The sequence below is a fragment of the Nitrospiraceae bacterium genome (assembly GCA_019637075.1).
Lineage (GTDB): Bacteria > Nitrospirota > Nitrospiria > Nitrospirales > Nitrospiraceae > JAHBWI01.
On record JAHBWI010000007.1, the window covers coordinates 1 to 19,971 of the forward strand.

At 59.1% G+C, this 19,971-nt stretch carries 20 protein-coding genes and 1 other annotated feature; of the genes, 19 read left to right on the forward strand and 1 reads right to left on the reverse strand.

Translation table 11 applies throughout. The features are described 5' to 3' along the window. From KF814_16335 to queA, 11 genes are all read left to right on the forward strand, one after another. Nucleotides 1–444 (forward strand): ketol-acid reductoisomerase (locus KF814_16335; protein MBX3237714.1); only part of this gene is annotated, 444 nt, incomplete at its 5' end. Nucleotides 445–492: 48 nt separating this feature from the next. Further along, complete coding sequence (locus KF814_16340) at nucleotides 493–1,143, forward strand: phosphatidylserine decarboxylase family protein (protein MBX3237715.1); 651 nt, start codon at nucleotides 493–495, stop codon at nucleotides 1,141–1,143. Further along, complete coding sequence (gene pssA, locus KF814_16345) at nucleotides 1,140–1,940, forward strand: CDP-diacylglycerol--serine O-phosphatidyltransferase (GenBank protein MBX3237716.1); 801 nt, start codon at nucleotides 1,140–1,142, stop codon at nucleotides 1,938–1,940. Before KF814_16340 ends, pssA begins: the two co-directional genes overlap by 4 nt. A gap of 1 nt (nucleotide 1,941) precedes the next feature. Beyond that, nucleotides 1,942–2,179, forward strand: a binding site (T-box leader). Nucleotides 2,180–2,301: 122 nt separating this feature from the next. Continuing rightward, complete coding sequence (locus KF814_16350; protein MBX3237717.1) at nucleotides 2,302–3,849, forward strand: 2-isopropylmalate synthase; 1,548 nt, start codon at nucleotides 2,302–2,304, stop codon at nucleotides 3,847–3,849. A gap of 110 nt (nucleotides 3,850–3,959) precedes the next feature. Continuing rightward, nucleotides 3,960–4,319 (forward strand): cupin domain-containing protein, encoded by a 360-nt coding sequence (locus KF814_16355; GenBank protein ID MBX3237718.1) that lies wholly within the window; start codon nucleotides 3,960–3,962, stop codon nucleotides 4,317–4,319. A 21-nt stretch (nucleotides 4,320–4,340) separates the two neighbouring features. After that, a complete protein-coding gene (gene leuB, locus KF814_16360) occupies nucleotides 4,341–5,414 on the forward strand; it encodes a 3-isopropylmalate dehydrogenase (GenBank protein MBX3237719.1) in 1,074 nt (357 codons plus the stop codon). An 8-nt stretch (nucleotides 5,415–5,422) separates the two neighbouring features. Continuing rightward, a complete protein-coding gene (locus KF814_16365; protein MBX3237720.1) occupies nucleotides 5,423–6,643 on the forward strand; it encodes a hypothetical protein in 1,221 nt (406 codons plus the stop codon). A gap of 5 nt (nucleotides 6,644–6,648) precedes the next feature. After that, a complete protein-coding gene (locus KF814_16370; GenBank protein MBX3237721.1) occupies nucleotides 6,649–7,668 on the forward strand; it encodes an aspartate-semialdehyde dehydrogenase in 1,020 nt (339 codons plus the stop codon). Between the two features lie 3 nt (nucleotides 7,669–7,671). After that, on the forward strand, nucleotides 7,672–7,926 hold the full coding sequence (locus KF814_16375; GenBank protein MBX3237722.1) for a DUF2905 domain-containing protein: 255 nt from the start codon (nucleotides 7,672–7,674) through the stop codon (nucleotides 7,924–7,926). 11 nt (nucleotides 7,927–7,937) lie between these two features. Further along, nucleotides 7,938–9,164, forward strand: coding sequence for a SpoIID/LytB domain-containing protein (locus KF814_16380; GenBank protein ID MBX3237723.1), 1,227 nt, complete (start codon nucleotides 7,938–7,940; stop codon nucleotides 9,162–9,164). Further along, nucleotides 9,109–10,194 (forward strand): tRNA preQ1(34) S-adenosylmethionine ribosyltransferase-isomerase QueA, encoded by a 1,086-nt coding sequence (gene queA, locus KF814_16385; protein MBX3237724.1) that lies wholly within the window; start codon nucleotides 9,109–9,111, stop codon nucleotides 10,192–10,194. The genes KF814_16380 and queA overlap by 56 nt, the downstream gene beginning before the upstream one ends. Here queA and KF814_16390 read toward each other — a convergent pair. Beyond that, nucleotides 10,187–10,885 carry a SurA N-terminal domain-containing protein gene (locus KF814_16390; protein MBX3237725.1) on the reverse strand — a complete coding sequence of 233 codons (699 nt, stop codon included), beginning with the start codon at nucleotides 10,883–10,885 and terminating at the stop codon, nucleotides 10,187–10,189. The two genes, queA and KF814_16390, sit on opposite strands and share 8 nt — an antisense overlap. Before the next feature lie 160 nt (nucleotides 10,886–11,045). Between KF814_16390 and KF814_16395 the strand changes: the two genes are divergently transcribed. The 8 genes from KF814_16395 to dprA all read left to right on the forward strand — a co-directional run bounded on the left by KF814_16395 (nucleotide 11,046) and on the right by dprA (nucleotide 19,942). Beyond that, on the forward strand, nucleotides 11,046–11,504 hold the full coding sequence (locus KF814_16395) for an RDD family protein (GenBank protein ID MBX3237726.1): 459 nt from the start codon (nucleotides 11,046–11,048) through the stop codon (nucleotides 11,502–11,504). Nucleotides 11,505–11,572: 68 nt separating this feature from the next. Further along, nucleotides 11,573–12,604: a rod shape-determining protein gene (locus KF814_16400; protein MBX3237727.1), complete on the forward strand. Its 1,032-nt coding sequence runs from the start codon at nucleotides 11,573–11,575 to the stop codon at nucleotides 12,602–12,604. An 18-nt stretch (nucleotides 12,605–12,622) separates the two neighbouring features. Then, nucleotides 12,623–13,504, forward strand: coding sequence for a rod shape-determining protein MreC (gene mreC / locus KF814_16405; GenBank protein ID MBX3237728.1), 882 nt, complete (start codon nucleotides 12,623–12,625; stop codon nucleotides 13,502–13,504). Beyond that, on the forward strand, nucleotides 13,501–14,001 hold the full coding sequence (locus tag KF814_16410) for a hypothetical protein (GenBank protein MBX3237729.1): 501 nt from the start codon (nucleotides 13,501–13,503) through the stop codon (nucleotides 13,999–14,001). Before mreC ends, KF814_16410 begins: the two co-directional genes overlap by 4 nt. A 24-nt stretch (nucleotides 14,002–14,025) precedes the next feature. Further along, nucleotides 14,026–15,906 carry a penicillin-binding protein 2 gene (gene mrdA, locus KF814_16415; protein MBX3237730.1) on the forward strand — a complete coding sequence of 627 codons (1,881 nt, stop codon included), beginning with the start codon at nucleotides 14,026–14,028 and terminating at the stop codon, nucleotides 15,904–15,906. Next, the gene (gene rodA / locus KF814_16420; GenBank protein ID MBX3237731.1) at nucleotides 15,906–17,024 is read left to right on the forward strand and encodes a rod shape-determining protein RodA; all 1,119 of its coding nucleotides are present in this window, start codon (nucleotides 15,906–15,908) and stop codon (nucleotides 17,022–17,024) included. The genes mrdA and rodA overlap by 1 nt, the downstream gene beginning before the upstream one ends. A 147-nt stretch (nucleotides 17,025–17,171) precedes the next feature. Beyond that, the gene (locus KF814_16425) at nucleotides 17,172–18,680 is read left to right on the forward strand and encodes an Rne/Rng family ribonuclease (GenBank protein MBX3237732.1); all 1,509 of its coding nucleotides are present in this window, start codon (nucleotides 17,172–17,174) and stop codon (nucleotides 18,678–18,680) included. A gap of 98 nt (nucleotides 18,681–18,778) precedes the next feature. Beyond that, nucleotides 18,779–19,942 (forward strand): DNA-processing protein DprA, encoded by a 1,164-nt coding sequence (gene dprA / locus KF814_16430; GenBank protein MBX3237733.1) that lies wholly within the window; start codon nucleotides 18,779–18,781, stop codon nucleotides 19,940–19,942. The last annotated feature ends 29 nt before the right edge of the window (nucleotides 19,943–19,971 follow it).

Sequence of the window (19,971 nt, forward strand, 5' to 3'; positions counted from 1 at the left end):
TTCGGCGAGCAGACCGTGCTCTGTGGTGGCATGACGGCACTCATCCAGGCCGGTTTCGAGACCCTTGTCGAGGCGGGTTATGCGCCCGAGATGGCGTATTTCGAGTGCCTGCACGAGGTCAAGCTGATCGTCGACCTGATCTACGAGGGCGGCATCGCGAACATGCGCTACTCCATCAGCACTACGGCCAAGTATGGCGATATCACGCGCGGACCGCGCGTCGTGACGGAGCAGACGAAGCAGGAAATGAAGAGAATCTTGGGCGAGATCCAAAGCGGCCAATTTGCCAAGGAATGGGTGCTTGAAAATCAGGCCAACCGCCCGGTGTACAACGCGTTGCTGAAAAAAGGCGAAGGCCATCCGATCGAAGAGGTCGGGGGGCGGCTGCGCGGCATGATGCCCTGGCTCAAAAAGGACCAGTTGGTCGACAAGAATAAAAACTAATGCCTTTGCGCCCGGCGTGGTAGCATACAGTGATACGGCTGGAGGACCATGGCTGATCGTGCCGTCGGGGTGCCCATTGCAAAAGAGGGGTTTCCATTCGTCGGTGGGCTTGGAGCGGCCACGGCGGCTGCTGCGTTGGTCGACTGGACCGTTCCCACTCTCTTGTTCGGCGGGTTCACGCTGTTTACAGCATGGTTTTTCCGAAACCCATCCAGAACGATTCCCCAGGATCCCAATGCGGTCGTGGCGCCGGGCGACGGCAAGGTCATCGCGATCGAGGAGGAGTTCGAGCCTCGATATCTGAAGGAAAAGAGCATCAGGCTCACGATCTTCCTGAACGTCTTTGACGTGCACATCAATCGAATTCCTTGCGAGGGAACGGTCGAAGGGGTCGTGTATCAGCCGGGGCAATTCCTCGTGGCGAGCAAGCCGGAAGCGACGCTTCGAAACGAGCAGAATGCGGTCATGCTCAAGACGCCGTCCGGCACGAAGGTGTTGTGCGTGCAGGTGGCTGGATTGATTGCCCGCAGGATCATCAGCTGGGTCGGCCAAGGGGATCGTGTCGAGCGTGGGGAACGGTATGGTCTGATTCGCTTCGGGTCTCGAATGGATACGTTTTTGCCGCTCGGGACGAAAGTCCGTGTGGCGGTTGGGGACCGGGTTAAGGGCGGAGAAACCATTGTGGGGGAACTCCAATGAAACCAGCGCCGATTCGGGGTGCCTTCGCCAAGGGGAATCGGAAGCGGCAGGCGATGTACCTGATTCCGAATCTCTGCACGACGGGGAACCTGTTCTGCGGGGTCTTTGCCATCCTCTCGGTATTCAACGGCCAACATTTGGCTGCGGCGATCGCCATTTTGGTCGGCATGATTTTCGACATGCTGGACGGGAAACTGGCCCGCCTGACCAATAGCACCGGGCAGTTCGGCATCGAATATGATTCCCTCTCCGACGTGGTGTCGTTCGGCGTCGCGCCTGGTCTGCTGATTTACTCGTTTGCTCTCAGCGGGCAGGGGATGTTCGGAGTGGCGGTGATGTTCACCTATGTGGCAATGGGAGCCGTGCGGCTGGCGCGGTTCAATGCCACAGTGGCGAATTCAGACAGTAAATATTTCACGGGCTTGGCGATTCCGGCTGCCGCGGGCGTGATTGCGTCGCTGGTCATCTTCGATCTGCACATTACGCAGATGGGATCGGAGGTAAAGCCGATCCTGATTCTGGTGATGACGCTCTGCCTGGCGTTTCTGATGGTCAGCACCATCAAGTATCGCAGCTTCAAAGACATGAAGTTCCGTCGAGGCGAGCACTTTACCTACCTGGTGTGGGGCATTCTGGCATTGATGTTGATTGTTGCCTGGCCTCAGGTTATGGTATTTGTCATGTTCGCCGGATACGCGGTATCAGGCCCTGTCTCTCGTTTGTGGGGGATGGTTGCAAAGCCTTCCGCCAAACAGCTGACCAGGTCAGAGACGCCGGTGTTGGAGTCGAAAGAGTAGTGTGCGGGCTGTGATGAGGAGTAGTAGGCGACGCTGACCGTAGTGAGAGAGCCGGCGGATGGTGCAAGCCGGTCGGTCAATCGCCGAACTCGCCTCTGAGCCGGACCCACGAACCCCAAAAGGGTGGTAGTCGGTCCCGAGTCATCCACGTGACGGATTGAATGAAGGGCGGCGGGAATATGATTCCCGTTGCCGAATCAGGGTGGTACCACGAAGAGCTGGAAGCCTTCGTCCCTGTCCGTGGGGCGAGGGCTTTTTTATTGGCAGATTGTCGAAACCGGTTTCCAACGTTGTTTTCTACACCTGCGGCTTCGTTGGGAACCCGGATTGAGCAATCTGCGGAACAGAGGAGGGTGGGACCATGACGAGGATGATCAGAATTTTCGATACGACGTTGCGCGATGGCGAGCAATCGCCGGGGGCCAGTATGAACGTCGAAGAGAAACTCATGGTCGCCAAGCAACTGGCTCGCCTGGGGGTCGATATCATCGAGGCTGGGTTTGCATACAGCTCGCCCGGCGATTTCGAGGCTGTACGGCGGATCGCGCATGAGGTGGATGGGCCGACTGTCTGCAGTTTGGCCCGTGCGCGACCGGAGGACATCACGAGGGCCTACGAAGCGTTGAAAGGCGCGCCGAGGGTCAGGATCCATACGTTCCTGTCGACGTCGGACATCCATCTGAAGCATCAGTTTCGCATGACGCGGGACGAGGCCAAGAAGCGGGCGGTAGAGATGGTGCAGCTGGCTCGTACGTACGTCGACGACGTCGAGTTCTCGCCGATGGATGCCAGCCGGTCGGATCCGACCTACCTCTATGAGGTCATCGAGGCGGTCATTGCGGCGGGGGCTGGGACCGTCAACATTCCGGACACGGTCGGTTACACAATTCCGCAGGAGTTCGGTAAATTAATCCGCGGTATCCGGGAGCGGGTCCCGAACAGCAGGCAGGCGATCATTTCCGTCCATTGCCACAATGATTTGGGGTTGGCCGTGGCGAACAGTCTGGCTGCCGTGATCGAGGGGGCTGGGCAGGTGGAATGTACGATCAACGGGATCGGAGAGCGCGCGGGAAATACATCATTAGAAGAAGTGGTGATGGGATTGCGAACGCGCAAGGACCTCTACCAGGCCGATACCAAGGTCAATACCGAGGAAATTTCCAAGACGAGCCGTCTCGTGAGCAAGATTACCGGGATGGTCGTTCAGCCGAACAAGGCGATTGTCGGAGCCAATGCGTTCGCCCATACCTCGGGCATCCACCAGGATGGGTTGCTGAAGGACAAGACCACCTACGAGATCATGCGGCCCGAATCGATCGGTCTCGAACAGAACAAGTTGGTCATGGGCAAACTCTCCGGTCGCCATGCCTTCCGGCAACGTTTGGAGGAACTCGGTTACAAGTTGTCGGAGGAGGAGATCAATCACGCGTTCGAGCGGTTCAAGAAGTTGGCGGACCATAAAAAGGAGATCTACGAAGAAGATCTCGAAGTCATCGTGTCCGAAGAAGTGGCCAAGATGTCGGAGCGTGTCGTCTTGAAATCGTTTCAGGTCGAAAGCGGAACCAACAAGACGCCGAAGGCCACGGTAGAGTTGGAGATCGACGGCAAGACCGTGACGCACACCGGCACGGGGGATGGACCGGTCGATGCCGTCTACCGAACGATCGCCGCGATGACCCATACCAAGAGCAAACTGCTGATGTTCGGGGTCAACGCCATCACCGGCGGAACCGATGCCCAGGGCGAGGTCTCAGTGCGGGTCGAGGAAGATGGCCGAACCGTGACCGGACACGGGGCCGATACCGACATCATTACCGCTTCGGCCAAGGCCTATCTGAATGCATTGAATAAGCTGGCCTACCATGCGTCCAAACAGGCTGAGGGCGTGCAGAAGGTCAGCTTGATTTGATCCCGATCCACAGGGTAGATTCCTCAATTCCCGACCGTGGCGAGCGCCGCGGTCGGGCCCTGCCCCTTCCGATCACGGCGATCGGCCGGCGGTGAGGGAAGGGTCTCCTCATGCTGCACACGCATCTACGACAGTGTCCGGAATTCTTGGCCGGCGATCACACGAGGCTGCGGGAATTGCTGCATCCGTCGAAGGCGCCGCTCAAGTTGGGGTACAGTCTGGCGCACGGGTTCGTCGATCCGGGCAAGGCGTCGCTGTGGCATCGCTTGACCTCGTCCGAGGTGTACTACTTCATCTCTGGGTGCGGCACGATGCAGGTGAACGAGGAATCAGTGAAGGTCGAGGCCGGCTCGGTCGTCTACGTGCCGCCCGGCGCGAACCAGTCGCTTGTGAACGAAGGAACCGACCCGGTCGAGTTTCTCTGCCTGGTGGATCCCGCCTGGACTCCGGAACAAGAAACGGTGCTTTGATAACGAAGAGGAGAAGATCACGTGAAAGCGAAGATCGCGGTATTGGCGGGTGATGGCGTCGGGCGAGAAATCGTGCCGGAGGCGGTAAAGATTCTCAAGGCGGTGGCGGAGCGCTACCACCATACGTTCGAGTTCACGGCGGCCGATGTCGGAGGCCAGGCCATCGATAAGGTCGGGGTCCCCCTTCCCCAGGATACGCTGGCGGTTGCCAAACAGAGTGATGCCGTGTTGCTGGGAGCAGTCGGCGGGCCTAAGTGGGAGGGGCTGGAATATAGTCTACGCCCGGAACGGGCTCTGCTCGGTCTGCGCGAGCAGCTCGGCCTCTATGCCAATCTTCGCCCGGCGAAACTCTATCCGGGACTGGCCGATGCCTCCACCTTACGCCGGGAGGTTATCGATGGGATCGACATGCTCGTCGTGCGTGAACTCACGGGCGGCATTTATTTCGGCAAGCCCAAAGGCATAGAGAAACTGCCGGGTGGCGGAGAGCGCGGCATCAACACCGAAGTCTATACGACGGAGGAAATCAGGCGGATCGCGGTGGTGGCGTTCGACGCAGCTCGGAAGCGGAAAAAGAAGCTTACCTCGGTCGATAAGGCCAATGTGCTGGAATCCTCGGAACTCTGGCGGCGCGTGGTCTGCGAGGTGCATAAGGATTATCCTGATGTGGCGTTGAGTCACATCTACGTCGACAATTGCGCGATGCAACTGGTCCGGAACCCACGGCAGTTCGACGTGTTGTTGTGCAACAACATGTTTGGAGACATTTTGAGCGATGAGGCGGCGATGCTGACCGGTTCGATCGGCATGCTCCCGTCGGCGAGCGTCGGAGCAAAGGTCGGCCTGTTCGAGCCGATTCACGGGAGTGCTCCGGACATTGCGGGGAAGAACATCGCCAATCCTATTGCGACGATTGCGTCCGGCGCCATGATGTTGTCCTATGCCTTCCAACTCGACAAGGAAGCAGCCGCGATCGAGCAAGCCATCGTGAAGACGCTGGATCTCGGCTACCGCACGAAGGACATCCATGCCGAGGGCATGAAACTGCTCGGGACAACGGAGATGGGAGACGCGATTCTTCGGAATCTGGTCTGAACGGGACCATGACACTCACCGCACGCGTGACGACAATCGAAACGCTGGTCGGTATCGGAGAGCCGGACTACAGCGGAGACGGCGGTCCTGCCGCCTCGGCATCGTTGAACGAGCCGAAAGGCGTATGTCTGGACCGTGACGGCAACCTGTTTATCGCCGATGCCGAAAACCATGTGGTGCGGCGAGTTGATCGGGCAACGGGCCTGATTACTACAGTGGCTGGACGGCTCGCGGCCGGACCAGGGGCTTCGTTTGCCGCCGCAGGACAGGCAGCCGCCGAACCGCCCGGCGAAGAAGAAGACCCGTTTGCCGAACCTTCCTCCGACAAGTCGAAGACGTATAGCCAGGTCACGGACGTTGGCGGTACGGTGCGTTACGTGACCGGCGGAGGCATTGGGCTCAGCCGCTTCGAAGGCGACGGTGGCCCCGCCACCCGTGCCAGCTTGAATTTTCCGAGCGCTGTTGCGGTCGACAGGGCCGGCAATCTCTACATCGCCGATACGATGAATCACCGCGTCCGAAAAGTCGACGCGCGCACCGGCGAGATCTCCACACTTGCTGGGACGGGGCAGCCGCGGTTCCATGGCGACGGAGGACCAGCCGCGTCGGCTGGACTGAACGATCCTGTGGCGTTGGCCGTAGACGAGACGACGCTGTATATCGCCGATCAAGGCAACAATCGAGTCCGTGCGCTCGATCTGTCCTCAGGGACCATCCGCACCATTGCGGGGGATGGCACCGCTGCGTACAACGGCGACGAGATACCCGCGACTCAGGCCAGTGTGGCCGGGCCGGGTGGCCTCGCCTTGGGACCTGGCGGCACGCTGTTCATTGCCGATACCTTTAATGGGCGCATCCGCGCCGTGGCCCTCTCAACGGGAAAAATTTCCACGGTCGTGGGTGACGGAGGAACATATCGGTATCAAGGTCCCCAGGATCCTCCTTCTGCCAGTCTCTCTCGGCCCGCCGGCATCGCCGTAACTGTCGACGGGGCGATCTTGATCACCGATTCCGACAGCCATTTGATCCGCCGGTACGATCCGGCGACCAAGGCCATCAGTCGCGTGGCAGGAAACGGGGTGGCTCAATTTTCCGGCGATGGTGGGGATGCGTTGGCTGGGAGTTTGAGCTACCCGTTCGGGGTCGCCGTCGACGCCACCGGCAGCATCGTCGTCGCCGACACATTCAATCACCGTATTCGAATTGTGCGAATCGCGACGGAAGGATAGTCACGATGTTGAAAAAGAAAAAGGCCTACACGGTGGCGATCATCGGAGCCACGGGGGCTGTGGGGAAGGAAAGCCTGGAGATTCTGGAGGAACGGAAGTTTCCGATCGAATCGCTCAGGCTGTTTGCGTCAAAACGATCGGCTGGGGAGTCCCTGTCGTGCCAGGGCAAGAGCTACAAGGTTGAGGAACTGACCGAGAAGTCGTCCTTCGCCGGAGTGGATCTGGCTTTTGTATCCGCAACGGATGCCATCAGCCGGGACTATGGGGCCAAGCTCGGTGCCGCCGGTGTGTCGGTGATCGACGATAGTGCGGTCTTTCGTATGGACCCCGACGTGCCGTTGGTGGTACCGGAAGTTAACGCCGCCGCCTTAGGTGCGATGAAGAAGGGGATTGTGGCGATTCCCAATTGCACGACGACGCCGCTGGTGATGGCGCTCAAGCCTTTGCAGGATGCGGTGGGGGTCAAGCGGGTCGTGGTGACGACCTTTCAGTCGGTCTCCGGGACCGGTGCGGCTGCAATGGATGAACTGGTCGATCAGACCAAGGCACTCATGACCTTTCAGGACGTGAAGGTGCAGGTCTACCCGTATCAAATTGCCTTCAATTTGCTCCCGCATATCGGGTCATTCGGGGAAGGGGGCGACTGTTCCGAAGAAGTGAAGATCGTGCGTGAAACCAGGAAGATTCTGGATGCGCCGAAGCTGCGTGTGACCGCGACGACAGTGCGAGTGCCGGTCCTGCGGTGTCATTCGGAAGCCATCAACGTCGAGTTGGAGCGCCCGCTCAAGCCGAACGATGCCCGAGCTGCCTTGGCCGCCATGCCCGGCGTGATCGTGTACGATGACCCGACCAAGAAGCTGTATCCCATGCCCTTTGAGGTGTCGGGAAAGGACGAAGTCTACATTGGGCGTGTCCGAGAAGATGAGTCAGTCACCAACGGGCTCAACTTGTGGGTGGTGAGCGACAATCTCCGAAAGGGTGCGGCGCTCAACGCGGTTCAAATCGCGGAATGTCTGATACAATAAAACATGGCGGAATGGAGCGGCCTGGGCAGACTCCTGATCCTCGTGGGACTCGCTGTGGCTGGTGTCGGAGTCTTGTTCATTCTGGCGGACCGTTGGCCGGGAATCGGTTCGCTTTTTAACTGGATCGGAAAACTTCCTGGTGACATGTCCATCCGCCGAGAGCATTTCAGCGTTTATGTGCCGATTGCAACCAGTCTGGTGCTCAGCATCCTGCTGAGCGTTGTGTTCTACCTACTTTCATGGCTGTTTCGCCGTTGATCCGGTGTGGCGTGCCCTTTCCGGCAGGCGTCGTCCTGGCCCTGCTGATCGTGCTGACGGCAGCCATTCCTGCTTCCGCCGAGTCCATTCGTGTCTTGGTCGGGCAGGATCTCCACCAGCTGGAAGTCCGATCCGAGGGGGAGCTGGCCGTGATCTCGGATCACGGAGACAGCCGCGCCGTGCATGCTCCGCTGCACATTCAGTCGCGATCGGACGGTATTCACGTCAACGGCCGGCGTATGGGGGGGGACTCACTGACCGTTCGGCCCTTGCGCTCGGGCCTCACGCTGTTGATGGGAAAGGATGCCGCTGCGTCGGGATCTACTCGAGCTGCTGCCGGCGCCCAGTCGGCGGCTCCCCAGGGGCTGCCGGTGAGTGGTGCAGTGAAGGTATTGCGCAAGGGACGAGCGCTGTCCGTTGTCAATCAGGTTGACCTGGAAGAATATGTGAAAGGCGTCGTGCCCGCGGAGGTGAGCTCGGCGTGGCATTCCGAAATGCTGAAGGTGCAAGCGGTGGCGGCTCGGACGTATGCGCTCTATAACAAAATGCTAAGCGCCGCGCGCGAGTACGATGTCGTCGCGACGACACAAGACCAGGTCTATCGGGGGCGGGCTGGGGTCGATCGACGGGTGGAAGACGCGGTGGAGGCCACCAGAGGCATCGTCGTCACCCATCAGCAGGCACCGATTTACGCGGCGTTCTCTTCGACAGCCGCGGGGCCCACCGAGGATGCGGTCAACGTGTGGCTAAACAAAGATCTGCCCTATCTGAAAGGCGTCGAGTGTCCCTTTGATTTGGATTCTCCCTATTATCAATGGAAGGCCAGCGTGAAGATCGAACAGTTGGAGCGCAACCTACGGCAGCAGGGTTTTGCCGTGGGAACGATTGCGACCCTCACTCCCATTGCCTATAGCCGGGCCGGACGTGTTGCCCGGCTGCGGATTCTCCATTCCGATGGCGAGGTCGTATTGCGTGGTGAGGATCTTCGCAAGGCAGTGGGCTACACCATCATCCCCAGCACTCAGTTCGAGGTGGAATCAGTTGGTGCCGAAGTGACCTTTGCCGGGTACGGCGCCGGCCATGCGGTGGGACTATGCCAGTGGGGCGCCAAGGAGTTGGCCGAACTCGGCTATTCCTATGCCAGCATTCTTCGCTACTACTATCCCGGTACCGAATTGCAAAATGCCGCCGTTGTTCCCCTGTCTGCCCCAACCCTTCCTGCACCCCATGCTCCTTAGCGATTTCGATTTTCCCTTCGATCCGACCTTGGTGGCCGATCAGCCGGTGCTTCCCCGCGACCAGGCGCGGCTGCTCGCGCTGGATCGTGCGAGCGGTTTGCATCAACACCTCCGCGTAGCCGATTTGCCGCAGCTGTTGCGGGCGGGAGATTTGGTTATCGTCAACGATACTAAGGTGATGCAGGCGCGTGTGCCGGTTCGGGTTGCTTCGACGGGAAAGGCCACCGAATTGCTGTTTGTCGAAGATCTCGGCGATGGGGTGTGGTCGATTTTGATCAAAGGCCGTCTGCGCCCGGGAGCGGTCCTTGAGTTTTCGTCAGGCGTGCAGGGCGAGATCTTGGAGCGGAGTCAGGATCGGACCACGCTCCGGGTGACGGGACCGGCCGGCGTAAGCGACCTGATGCACAGCGCCGGGACGATGCCGCTGCCACCCTACATCAAACGGCTTCCGACCCAGGAGGATCTGACCTGGTATCAAACGATTTTCGCGCGTCGGGAAGGTGCGATTGCGGCGCCGACCGCGGGCCTGCATTTTACCGACGAACTCATGCAACGATTGGCTGCCTCGGGCGTGGGAGTGATGAACGTCACCCTACACGTTGGGCCCGGCACGTTTCGTCCCGTCATCGTCGAACGGATTACGGAACATCGCATGGGTGCGGAGCGGGTCGAGGTCTCGGCTCAGACGATCGAAGCGATCGAACGAACCAAGGCATGCGGTGGTCGCGTGATGGCGGTGGGCACGACGGTGGTGCGGGCGCTGGAGTCGGCGGCATACGCGACCGGGCGGCTGCAGCCTTTCGACGGTCCCACTGAGTTGTTTATCTCGCCGGGTTTCCCGTTTCGAGTGGTGGATGCGCTGCTCACCAACTTTCACCTTCCGCGCACGACACTGCTCATGCTCGTTTCCGCGCTGGTCGGTATCGAACGATTGCGCGAGGCGTACCGGGAAGCCGTGACGCAACGGTATCGATTCTACAGCTATGGCGATGCGATGTTGATCGGCGAGGGGTGGCCGAGGGCTACATGAGTTCTTTGTGGATCTTGATGGGTACCTTGGTCTTCATCGACTCGGCGTACGCCATCAGGGCTCGCTGCTGTTTCTGAAAGAGGAAGCTCTGGAAGATCCGCTCCTTGGCTGCTTCGGCCTTGGCGGGATCGGTTTCGGCTTGGCGAGTCACGAGTGCCTGGGCTTCGGAGAATTCAGAGGGCGTCAACGCCACCGCATCCATGATGACCAGTCTGGCTTTGTTCGTGAGGATGTCCTTTGTTTCCATCGCTTCGAACAGTGCCGGCGTCAAGTGATTGGCGGACAGCAGGCGTCGGTACAGATCTGGATCGAACTGGCCGTTGCGCTGAAACTCGGTACGTTGCGTGATCGCATTGCGCAGATCCTCGTCGGATACCGTCAGCCCCATCTCGTTTGCCGTAAGCAGCCACATGCGATTCTCGATCAGCTGCTCGAGCACGAACTGCTTGAGAAATTCGTCCTTGATGTCCGTCTGCCCCTTGTCTTTGTAGAATCGATACGTATTCTCGTAGGCGCGACGGAATTCATCCTGAGGAATTTGTTGGTCACCCACTGAAGCGACGCTGGTTCCGGTTTGTTGTCCGAATCCCCACCATCCCATCGTGATAATGAAGGCGAGGGCAAGGAGCCCCATGATGGATTTCAGAAACCAGGGATAATCGTGCGCGGCTTCGCGAAGCAGTTTGATCATCGATGACCTTCCATGACGAGTTTTCTCGCGGGATTTTACTCAGGCGATCGCAGAAAACGCAAGAGGGACGCGGTGGATACCGTTGTGTGCCGGGATTGCGACTTTGTTTGTGCAGACAGGGGAGATTTGTTATAGTGTGAATCGATCGGGGAGATCTGAATTGGCAGAGGAGGTTACTGGGGAAAGCCCGTTCGAACTGGGCGTCTATCCGAAAGCCCAGATCCTGAACCGATTCATCGCCAAGGTGATCGATCTGCTGATTGTTGCCGCGGCGGACCGGGTGGTCCCGCCGGTCGGATTCCTTGCCGGACTTGCCTATATATTGGTAGCCGATGGGTTCGCAGGCGGTCGGAGTTTGGGAAAACGACTGATCGGACTTCAAACCGTCGTTCCCCGCACTCGTGACGCGGCAGGCTTCAAAGAATCGATTATCCGGAATCTCCCGTTTGGTCTTGCCCAGTTGGCATTCGAAATTCCCTACGTCGGGTGGATCGGGTGGTTGGCCATTCTCTCGCTCGAGGCGCTGCTTGTGATCGGGAATGAACAGGGTCGCCGCCTGGGTGATGAAATCGCCAGAACCCAAGTGCTGGACACCGGGCAACTGGAAGTACCTGATTGAACCGTTGATGCGATCGCTGATTATACGTCCCAGGTGAAGGGAGAGGTACCGTGAGTTTCATGAGTGACATGTTCGGGTGGTTCTCGAACGACCTGGCGATCGATTTGGGGACGGCGACTACGCTCGTCTACGTCCATGGGAAGGGGATCGTCTTAAACGAACCCTCCGTCGTGGCGGTCGAAAAGAAGACCGAACGGGTGATGGCCGTGGGCGCCGACGCGAAGCGAATGTTGGGTCGAACGCCGGGCAATATTGTGGCCGTTCGCCCCATGAAAGAAGGTGTCATCGCCGATTTCGAAAAAGCCGAGGCGATGCTCAGTCACTTCATTCAGAAAGCGCACAATCGCACCGCCTTCGTGCGGCCCCGCATCATTATTGGGGTGCCGTCGCGGATTACCCAGGTCGAGCAGCGGGCGGTGCGTGATTCGGCCGAGTTGGCCGGCGCGCGCGAAGTCTATTTGATCGAAGAACCGGTGGCGGCCGCGATCGGCGCAGGGTTGCCCATCACCGAGCCCTCAGGAAACATGGTGGTGGACATCGGGGGCGGTACCACGGACATCGCCGTGATTTCGCTCGGCGGCATCGTCTACAGCGAGTCGGTGAAGGTGGCGGGTGACCGGATGGACGACGCCATCATGAATTACATCAAGAAGAAGTACAATCTGCTCATCGGGGAACATATGGCCGAGCGGATCAAGTTCGAGATCGGATCGGCCTATCCGTTCGAAGAGCGGAAAACCATGATGATCAAAGGGCGCGATCTGATTTCCGGGATCCCGCGTACGTTGGTCGTCGATGATGCGGAAGTCAGAGAAGCGCTGCAGGAACCCATTGGAACGATCGTGAATGCCATCAAGGTGGCGCTGGAGAACACGCCTCCCGAGTTGGCCGGAGACATCATCGATCGCGGGATCGTACTCACTGGCGGTGGCTCTTTGTTGAAGGGGATGGATACCCGATTCCGGGAGGAAACGAATCTGCCGATCATCACGGTGGACGATCCGTTGACCTCCGTGGTGCTGGGTGTCGGCAAGATTTTGGACGAGCTCGATCTCCTGCGCAAAGTGTCCGTCATGTCGCAGTGCAGCACCGCGCGATAATCTCCATCCCGAGTGTGGATGGCTATCTTGCGCTCAACATACGGCTCCAGGCGATTAGCCGTCGTGCTCTTCGCCTTGCTGCTCGCCGCGCTGTTTCTCCTGCCTAGCCAAAGCCAGGGATTGCTTCAATATCTCGGCGGACCGCTCGGACAGATTCTCAGCCTGCCGTTGGCGGCTTTTTCCGCCGTGGATCACGGCCTCACGGAGACGTGGGACGGATACGTCGCGCTTCAAGGCGTGCGCGAGGAAAACCGGCAATTGCGCCGTGAGCTTGATCTGCTGAAGGGCCACAACAACCAGCTTCGCGAGTCGGTCGCCGCCACGCAACGGTACGAAACTCTCCTGCAGTTCAAGGAACAATCCAAGTCGCAGACTGTGGCCGCCCAAGTCATCGGGCGTGACGCCACCAATTGGTATCGAGGTTTGATTCTGAACAAAGGCGAGCAGGACGGCGTTCGTCCGGAAATGGGGGTGGTGACACCCGCCGGAGTGGTGGGCCGCATAGTGAAGGCCAACTCCGCCTCTTCGGTCGTCCTGTTGGTGACGGACGCGAACAACGCGATTGCGGGTCTCGTGCAACGCACGCGGGATGAGGGAATCGTCGAAGGCACCAGCCATGGACGAGCTCGTCTGAAATACATCCCGCTCCTGTCGCACGTGCAAGCCGGTGATCGTGTCGTAACCTCCGGCTTGACCGGCGTGTTTCCGCGCGGCATGGCGATCGGTGTGCTGACGCAGATTGAAAAGGAAGAGGGGGCCTTGTTTCAGACCGCCGAGATCGAACCCGAAGTGGATGTCACTAGGCTGGATGAGGTCCTCGTCATCACCGCACCATACGAGGAAGCCGAGGCGGCGCAAAAGCTTCTGCAAGGGACGCAGGGAGACCGGAAAAAACCGTGAAGTTCGTCTTGTACGTCGTTTTGGCGCTGGTGGTGGTTCCGTTTCAAACCACACTGCTCCATTACGTCAGCATCTTGGGAGTCCGCCCGGACTTGGGGCTCATCGCGGCCTGTTTAGTGGGATTTCTTGGCGGCGAGTTAGACGGGCTGGTGCTCGGACTCATCCTTGGTTGTTCGCAGGATTTGTTGTCCGCAGGCGATCTCTGGGTAAATGTGGTCACCAAGGGCGGCGCCGGATTTTTGGCCGGATTGGCCGGACGCCACATGGCGCATATCACGCCGATGGTCCTGTTGGTCGGCCTGGGGGTCATTTCCTGCCTGTCCAGCGCGGTCTTCATGTATTCGATGAAACCGACTACGCTGGAAGAAACGTGGACGGTCCTTCGATCCACGGTGCTGATTCAGGCTACCTTCGACGCCCTGATCGGCGCTGGGGTCTATCTGCTGTTCAGGCGGCGATGGCCCGACGACCGTCTCATCACCGATCCGGTATTGTAGATAGGGGTTCTCTACAGGATAGGTATGGCCTCCGTCGGGCTGAACGATTCAGAACTTCACGATCTCCAGCGGCGACTCACTATTCTGCGTGTGGGATTGCTGCTCGTGGTTGGACTGCTTGCCTTGCGCCTCTGGCACCTCCAGATCCGAGAGGGGCCATACTATCGGGACCTCTCGGAAAACAATCGGACCAGATCGGTCATTCTCGAACCGGCTCGCGGCCTTATTTTCGATCGTAATGGCGTGTTGCTGGCCAACAATGTGCCGAGTTTCGCCCTGTATGTGACGTTGGAGGACGTGAAGGACCGGGAAGCGTTGGTCGCACAACTGACCTCACTCCTGAATCTCGATTCGGAGCTGGTGCATAAGAAGTTGTCTTCCGGCCGGGGGGGCAAGCTGCAGCCGAGAAAGATCAAGGACCGGCTGACTCTGCGGGAAGCGACCCTGATCGAATCGCACCGGCTGGATTTGCCGGGAGTGATGATTCAGGTGGAATCGCAGCGGAACTATCCGGGCGGCGCGGTGGCGGCGCACGTACTCGGCTACGTGGGGGAAATTTCAGCGGAACAACTCGAGAAGCCGGAGTTTGCCGATCTCCATCAAGGGAGCATCGTCGGACAATATGGTGTGGAGAAATCGTTCGACCGGCAGGTTCGTGGTCGGGCGGGGCAAAAAAGCGTCGAGGTCGATGCGTTGGGCCATGAAAAACGTGCGGTCGTCATGGACAAGCCGTTGGCCGGCGATGACCTCTATCTCACGATCGACGTGCGACTGCAGAAGATGGCCGAAGATTTATTGGGACCGGAATCGGGCGCCATCGTCGCATTGGACCCGCGGACCGGAGATATCCTGGCCATGGCAAGCCGGCCGGGTTTCGACCCCAACGTGCTTTCCAAGGAGTTGACCGCGAAGCAGTGGGTGGAAATCGTACAGGATGAGGGACGGCCGCTCAACAATCGGGCCACCCAAGGGCAATACCCGCCCGGTTCGACCTTCAAGGTTGTGATGGCTGCCGCGGCGTTGGAGTCCAATACGGTGACGCCGGCCACGCAGGTGCGCTGCACCGGCGGCTATCAGTTCGGTAACCGGCTGTTCCATGACTGGAAAGCCGGCGGGCATGGATCGGTGGATATGGACCATGCGTTGATCCATTCGTGCGACGTCTATTTTTATACCGTGGGCCAACGAATGGGCATCGATACGATCGCGGACTATGCGAAGCAGTTCGGATTGGGGCAGGAGACCGGCGTCGAGTTACCGTCCGAACGGGTCGGCATCGTGCCTTCCACAGCCTGGAAGCAAAAGGCCAAAGGCCAACCCTGGTTCCCCGGTGAAACGATCTCCGCCTCCATCGGCCAAGGGTATGTGACCGTGACCCCGCTTCAAATGGCGAGTGTGATCGGGACGGTAGCTAATGACGGAGTGTCCGTACGGCCTCGGTTGGTGCGGTCGATCATGAATCGAGTGACCGCGTCGCAAGAGGAACTGGCGTCGACTGTCCGTGGGCGCGTCAACGTTAAACCTGCCACGTTGAAGCTGATTCGCGATTCATTGGCCGGAGTCGTGAAAGAGGGAACCGCGACGAGAGCCAAGTCGCCGCTGGTGACGATTGCCGGAAAGACGGGAACGGCTCAGACGGCGGCCCTACGCACGGGGCCCGAAAAAGACATTCCGAAGAAGTTTCGCGACCATGCCTGGTTTGTTGCCTTTGCTCCCGTAGAGGCTCCGACCATCGCCGTCGCGGTGTTGGCCGAGCACATGGGCCACGGCGGGTCGGCCGCGGCACCCCTGGCGAAAGAATTGATTGAGGCCTATGTGAAAGCCTACCCGCAACCGGTGGCGGGAACCGGGAGCGGGGCCGCAAAACCTAAACCCCCGGCGGCTATCGCTCCGGAGCGGACCTGATGATTGACCGTGTGATCGATAGTCGCGGCCTGGACAGTTTCGACCTGCGCTTCCTCGGGCTTATCGTCATCATTTTGTCCGTCGGGGTGGTCTCGATCTACAGCGTGACGCATTCCCAAGACACCAACTTTCCCTTTTATCTGAAGCAAATTGTCTGGATTCTGCTGGGGGCGGTGGCGTTTCTGGTGATGTATCTGTCCGACTATCACAAGATCGCCCGGCTGGCTTATCCAGCCTATATCGTCATTTTGATCCTCCTCGCGGTCGTGCTGGTAATGGGCAAATCCAGTCGCGGCGCGCAGCGATGGATTCCAATGGGCCCATTCGCGTTTCAACCGTCGGAATTTGCCAAGCTCGTATTGATTCTCGTGTTGGCGAACTACTATTCGACCGTTTCACGGGTCGGCTGGTTGCAACGGGTAGTCCTGCCCGGCCTCATCGTGCTGCCGGGACTCATCCTGATTTTGAAGCAACCGGATCTCGGCAGCGGTCTGAGCTTTCTGGCGGTCTATGCGGCGATGCTGCTGATGGTGGGGGTTCGCTCGAAAGCCCTCGGCATTATCCTGCTCCTTTCCGTGATGCTGTTCCCGTTTGTTTGGGAATATGTTTGGGCATCCTTGCACGATTACCAGCGACAGCGGGTCATGGCATTCGTGGACCCCGACTACGATCCAGGAGGGAAGGGCTACCACGCGCTGCAATCCCGTATTGCGATCGGCTCGGGAGAATTGGTGGGCAAGGGCCTTTACGGGGGAACTCAGAGCCAGCTGAAATTCCTTCCTGAAGGCCATACGGACTTCGTATTTGCCGTGTACGCCGAGGAGTGGGGATTCCTTGGGGTGCTCGTCTTGCTCGCGCTGTTTATCGCCCTGATATGGGTCTCGTTGGAAATTGCCGGGCGAGCCAAAGATACGCTGGGGGCGCTGCTTGCGGCGGGAATTATCGCCATGCTGTGTTTCTGCGTGGTGGTCAATATCGGTATGACGGCCGGCATGTTCCCGATCGTGGGCATTCCGCTTCCGTTGGTAAGTTATGGAGGGAGCGCCACCATTATGACGATGGCGTCCCTTGGATTGTTGTTGAACGTCAAAAGACGGCGTTTGACCCTGTTCTACTAGGCATGCCTGGACAGAGGGCAAGCCATTGTGAAATAACCATATTTAGTAAGGCAGGGGGAATCGGTTCGGCGAGACAACCAGGAACCCGGGACGGATGGTCCCGCGTCGGTTTCCCGGCTCCTCCTACCTGACCGCAAAGGAGTGTGTATGGGCGTAGAGATTGCCATCAGTATTTCGCGGGAGGAAACCCGCGTCGCGGTGCTGGATAACGGGGTCGTCACGGACCTCTATGGAGACCGCGCGAAAGATCAGGATTTCGTCGGAAACATCTATAAGGGACGTGTCGCCAAAGTACTGCCCGGGATGCAGGCCGCTTTCATCGACATCGGACTGGAAAAAGCTGCATTTATGCATGTGTCCGATCTCACGATGGAGTTGGATACCGGAGACACGCTGATCGAGGGTGAGGAAGACGAAAAAGAGTCGGAAGTGCCACGCCCCAAACGCCAGAGCTCGAAGCCGATCGAAGAATTACTGTCGGAAGGCCAGGAGGTCATGGTCCAGATTTCCAAGGGGCCGATCGGCACGAAGGGGCCCCGCGTGACGACCTATGTTTCTCTTCCCGGAAGATACCTCGTGTTCATGCCGACGGTTGAGCATATCGGGGTATCACGCCGGATTCCCCGGGACGATGAACGGGCGCGCCTGAAGGACATCATGAAGCGGGCCCGTCGGCCTGGGTATGGCTATATCGTTCGAACGGTCAGCGAAGGCGTCAAAGAGGATGAACTCCGTTCCGATGTCGAGTTTCTCCACGTTCTGTGGCAGGACGTGCTGGCCAAGCGGGATCACCAGCCGGCCCCGAGTCTCTTGCACAGCGATTTGAGTTTGAGCTTTCGTGTGGTCCGCGATCTGTTCGGCCGCCGCGTGGATCGCCTTCTGATCGACTCGCGCGACGAGTATGAGGCCATTCGGAATTTCGTCCAGCGATTTTCGCCGGAACAAACTTCGCGGATCCACTTCTACGACAAGGAAGAAAGCCTGTTTGACCATCTGGGTGTGGAGCAGGAGATCGCCCGGGCCATGAGCCGCAAGGTCTGGCTGAAATCAGGTGGCTATATCGTCATCGACCATACGGAGGCGATGACGGTCATCGACGTGAACACGGGCCGTTTCGTCGGCAAGCGTGACCAGGAAGAGACGATCCTCCGCAACAACCTCGAAGCGGCTCGCGAGATCGCGTATCAAGTCAAGTTGCGCGGCATCGGCGGCATCATCATCGTGGACTTCATCGACATGGAGCGGGAGAAAAACCGCGACAAGGTCTACCATGCGTTGGTAGACGCCATGTCATCGGACAAGGCAAGGACCCGAATCTCCAGAATTTCCGACCTGGGATTGATCGAAATTTCCCGAGAACGTGTACGCGAAGACCTGCTTCGTGCGTTATCCGAGCCGTGCCACTATTGCGACGGTCGGGGCTATACCAAGTCCCCAATGACGGTCGCATATGAGATTTTCAGGGAAGTGCGGCGGATCGGGAACGGGATCGAGCAGCAGCGTGTCGTCGTCGGGGCTCACCCGACGGTCGCCAATTTGCTGCAGGAGCAGGAGCAGCAAGGGATCGAGGATCTTGAACGGCGATTCGGCGCCAAGATTCTCGTGCAATCGGATGATCGCCTGCATCTGGAACAGTTCGATCTGGTCGTGATTTAAATCCGCTCGGCGTTCGACCTTATGCCTGCCTCACGGCGGGCCTCTTGTCGCCCCCGTCACTGCCCGTCTCGTCCACTACCGGCTTATCCTGGTTGGCCATGGCTGATTCATCGCTGCGGGCATGGTTACTGTTGCGCGCGGTTCCCGGAGTCGGGGATGCCGTTCTGCTGAAACTGATTGAGGCGTTCGGCGAACCGGACGCGGTCCTCGCCAGCTCGGTTGCCGCACTGATGGAGGCGGGGTGCCGTGCCTCGCTTGCGGAAGCGATCGTGCGTGGACCTGACGCCTCGGCGCGTGAGGCGGCGGATCGGGAACTCGAGCAGGCGGCTCGTGAAGGCATCGATGTGCTGACGGTGCTCGATCCGCACTATCCTGCACGGCTCCGTGTGATCCCAGATCCACCGCCGCTGTTGTATGTCAAAGGCACCGTAACATCGGAGGATCAGACGGCCGTCGCGATCGTGGGTGCTCGGAGAGCGAGTGAAGCGGGGCGGTTGTTCACTGAAGAACTGGCTCGCGAGCTGGTGGCCGCCGGACTGACGATCGTCAGTGGATTGGCACGGGGGATCGATGGGGCGGCCCATCGCGGGGCGCTGGCGGCCAACGGTCGCACATTGGCCGTGATGGGGTGCGGTCTCGATCGGACCTATCCACCACAACATCGCCTGCTGCGTGCTGAGATTGAGCAGCACGGCGCCGTCCTGTCCGACCTTCCATTGGGGGCTCAGCCATTGAGCCACCATTTTCCTCGCCGCAATCGAATCATCAGCGGGCTTGCGTTGGGTGTGATCGTGACTGAGTCGACACTCGAGAGCGGGTCTTTGATCACGGCACGTCTTGCCGGCGAGCAGGGACGCGAAGTGTTTGCGGTGCCGGGTTCTGTGAAGTATGAAGGCAGCCGTGGCCCCCACAAGCTCCTTCGAGAAGGTGCGCGATTGGTTGAGTCTGCGGCAGACGTCATCGAAGAATTGTGGCCGCAATTGGATATTGTATGCAAGCAGCGATTTGCTGAGCGCGTGGCTCCTGTGAAAAAATCAGACCATCGCTTTGGAAAAGAAGAAAGCCTGGTGTATGATGCAGTTTCATGCGAGCCAAGGACGATCGACGAAATTATTCAATCGACCGGCCTTGCGGCCCACGAAGTATCTGCCGCACTTCTTGGTTTGGAATTGAAGCAGGCGATTCGACCGTTGCCCGGTCAAGTCTATATACGGCCATTGTCGGAGCCGTTCTCGAAGGGGTGGGGAGCCGACAGACCATGAGATACTCAAGCGCCGCTTGAAGCGATAGG

What these genes read in the sequence shown, in the direction of transcription:
- KF814_16340 (MBX3237715.1), top strand. Translation starts at nt 493, where the DNA reads ATGGCTGATCGTGCCGTCGGGGTGCCCATTGCAAAAGAGGGGTTTCCA.
- pssA (MBX3237716.1), top strand. Translation starts at nt 1,140, where the DNA reads ATGAAACCAGCGCCGATTCGGGGTGCCTTCGCCAAGGGGAATCGGAAG.
- KF814_16350 (MBX3237717.1), top strand. Translation starts at nt 2,302, where the DNA reads ATGACGAGGATGATCAGAATTTTCGATACGACGTTGCGCGATGGCGAG.
- KF814_16355 (MBX3237718.1), top strand. Translation starts at nt 3,960, where the DNA reads ATGCTGCACACGCATCTACGACAGTGTCCGGAATTCTTGGCCGGCGAT.
- KF814_16365 (MBX3237720.1), top strand. Translation starts at nt 5,423, where the DNA reads ATGACACTCACCGCACGCGTGACGACAATCGAAACGCTGGTCGGTATC.
- KF814_16370 (MBX3237721.1), top strand. Translation starts at nt 6,649, where the DNA reads ATGTTGAAAAAGAAAAAGGCCTACACGGTGGCGATCATCGGAGCCACG.
- KF814_16375 (MBX3237722.1), top strand. Translation starts at nt 7,672, where the DNA reads ATGGCGGAATGGAGCGGCCTGGGCAGACTCCTGATCCTCGTGGGACTC.
- queA (MBX3237724.1), top strand. Translation starts at nt 9,109, where the DNA reads ATGCCGCCGTTGTTCCCCTGTCTGCCCCAACCCTTCCTGCACCCCATG.
- KF814_16390 (MBX3237725.1), bottom strand. Translation starts at nt 10,885, where the DNA reads ATGATCAAACTGCTTCGCGAAGCCGCGCACGATTATCCCTGGTTTCTG.
- KF814_16400 (MBX3237727.1), top strand. Translation starts at nt 11,573, where the DNA reads ATGTTCGGGTGGTTCTCGAACGACCTGGCGATCGATTTGGGGACGGCG.
- mreC (MBX3237728.1), top strand. Translation starts at nt 12,623, where the DNA reads ATGGCTATCTTGCGCTCAACATACGGCTCCAGGCGATTAGCCGTCGTG.
- mrdA (MBX3237730.1), top strand. Translation starts at nt 14,026, where the DNA reads ATGGCCTCCGTCGGGCTGAACGATTCAGAACTTCACGATCTCCAGCGG.
- rodA (MBX3237731.1), top strand. Translation starts at nt 15,906, where the DNA reads ATGATTGACCGTGTGATCGATAGTCGCGGCCTGGACAGTTTCGACCTG.
- KF814_16425 (MBX3237732.1), top strand. Translation starts at nt 17,172, where the DNA reads ATGGGCGTAGAGATTGCCATCAGTATTTCGCGGGAGGAAACCCGCGTC.
- dprA (MBX3237733.1), top strand. Translation starts at nt 18,779, where the DNA reads ATGGCTGATTCATCGCTGCGGGCATGGTTACTGTTGCGCGCGGTTCCC.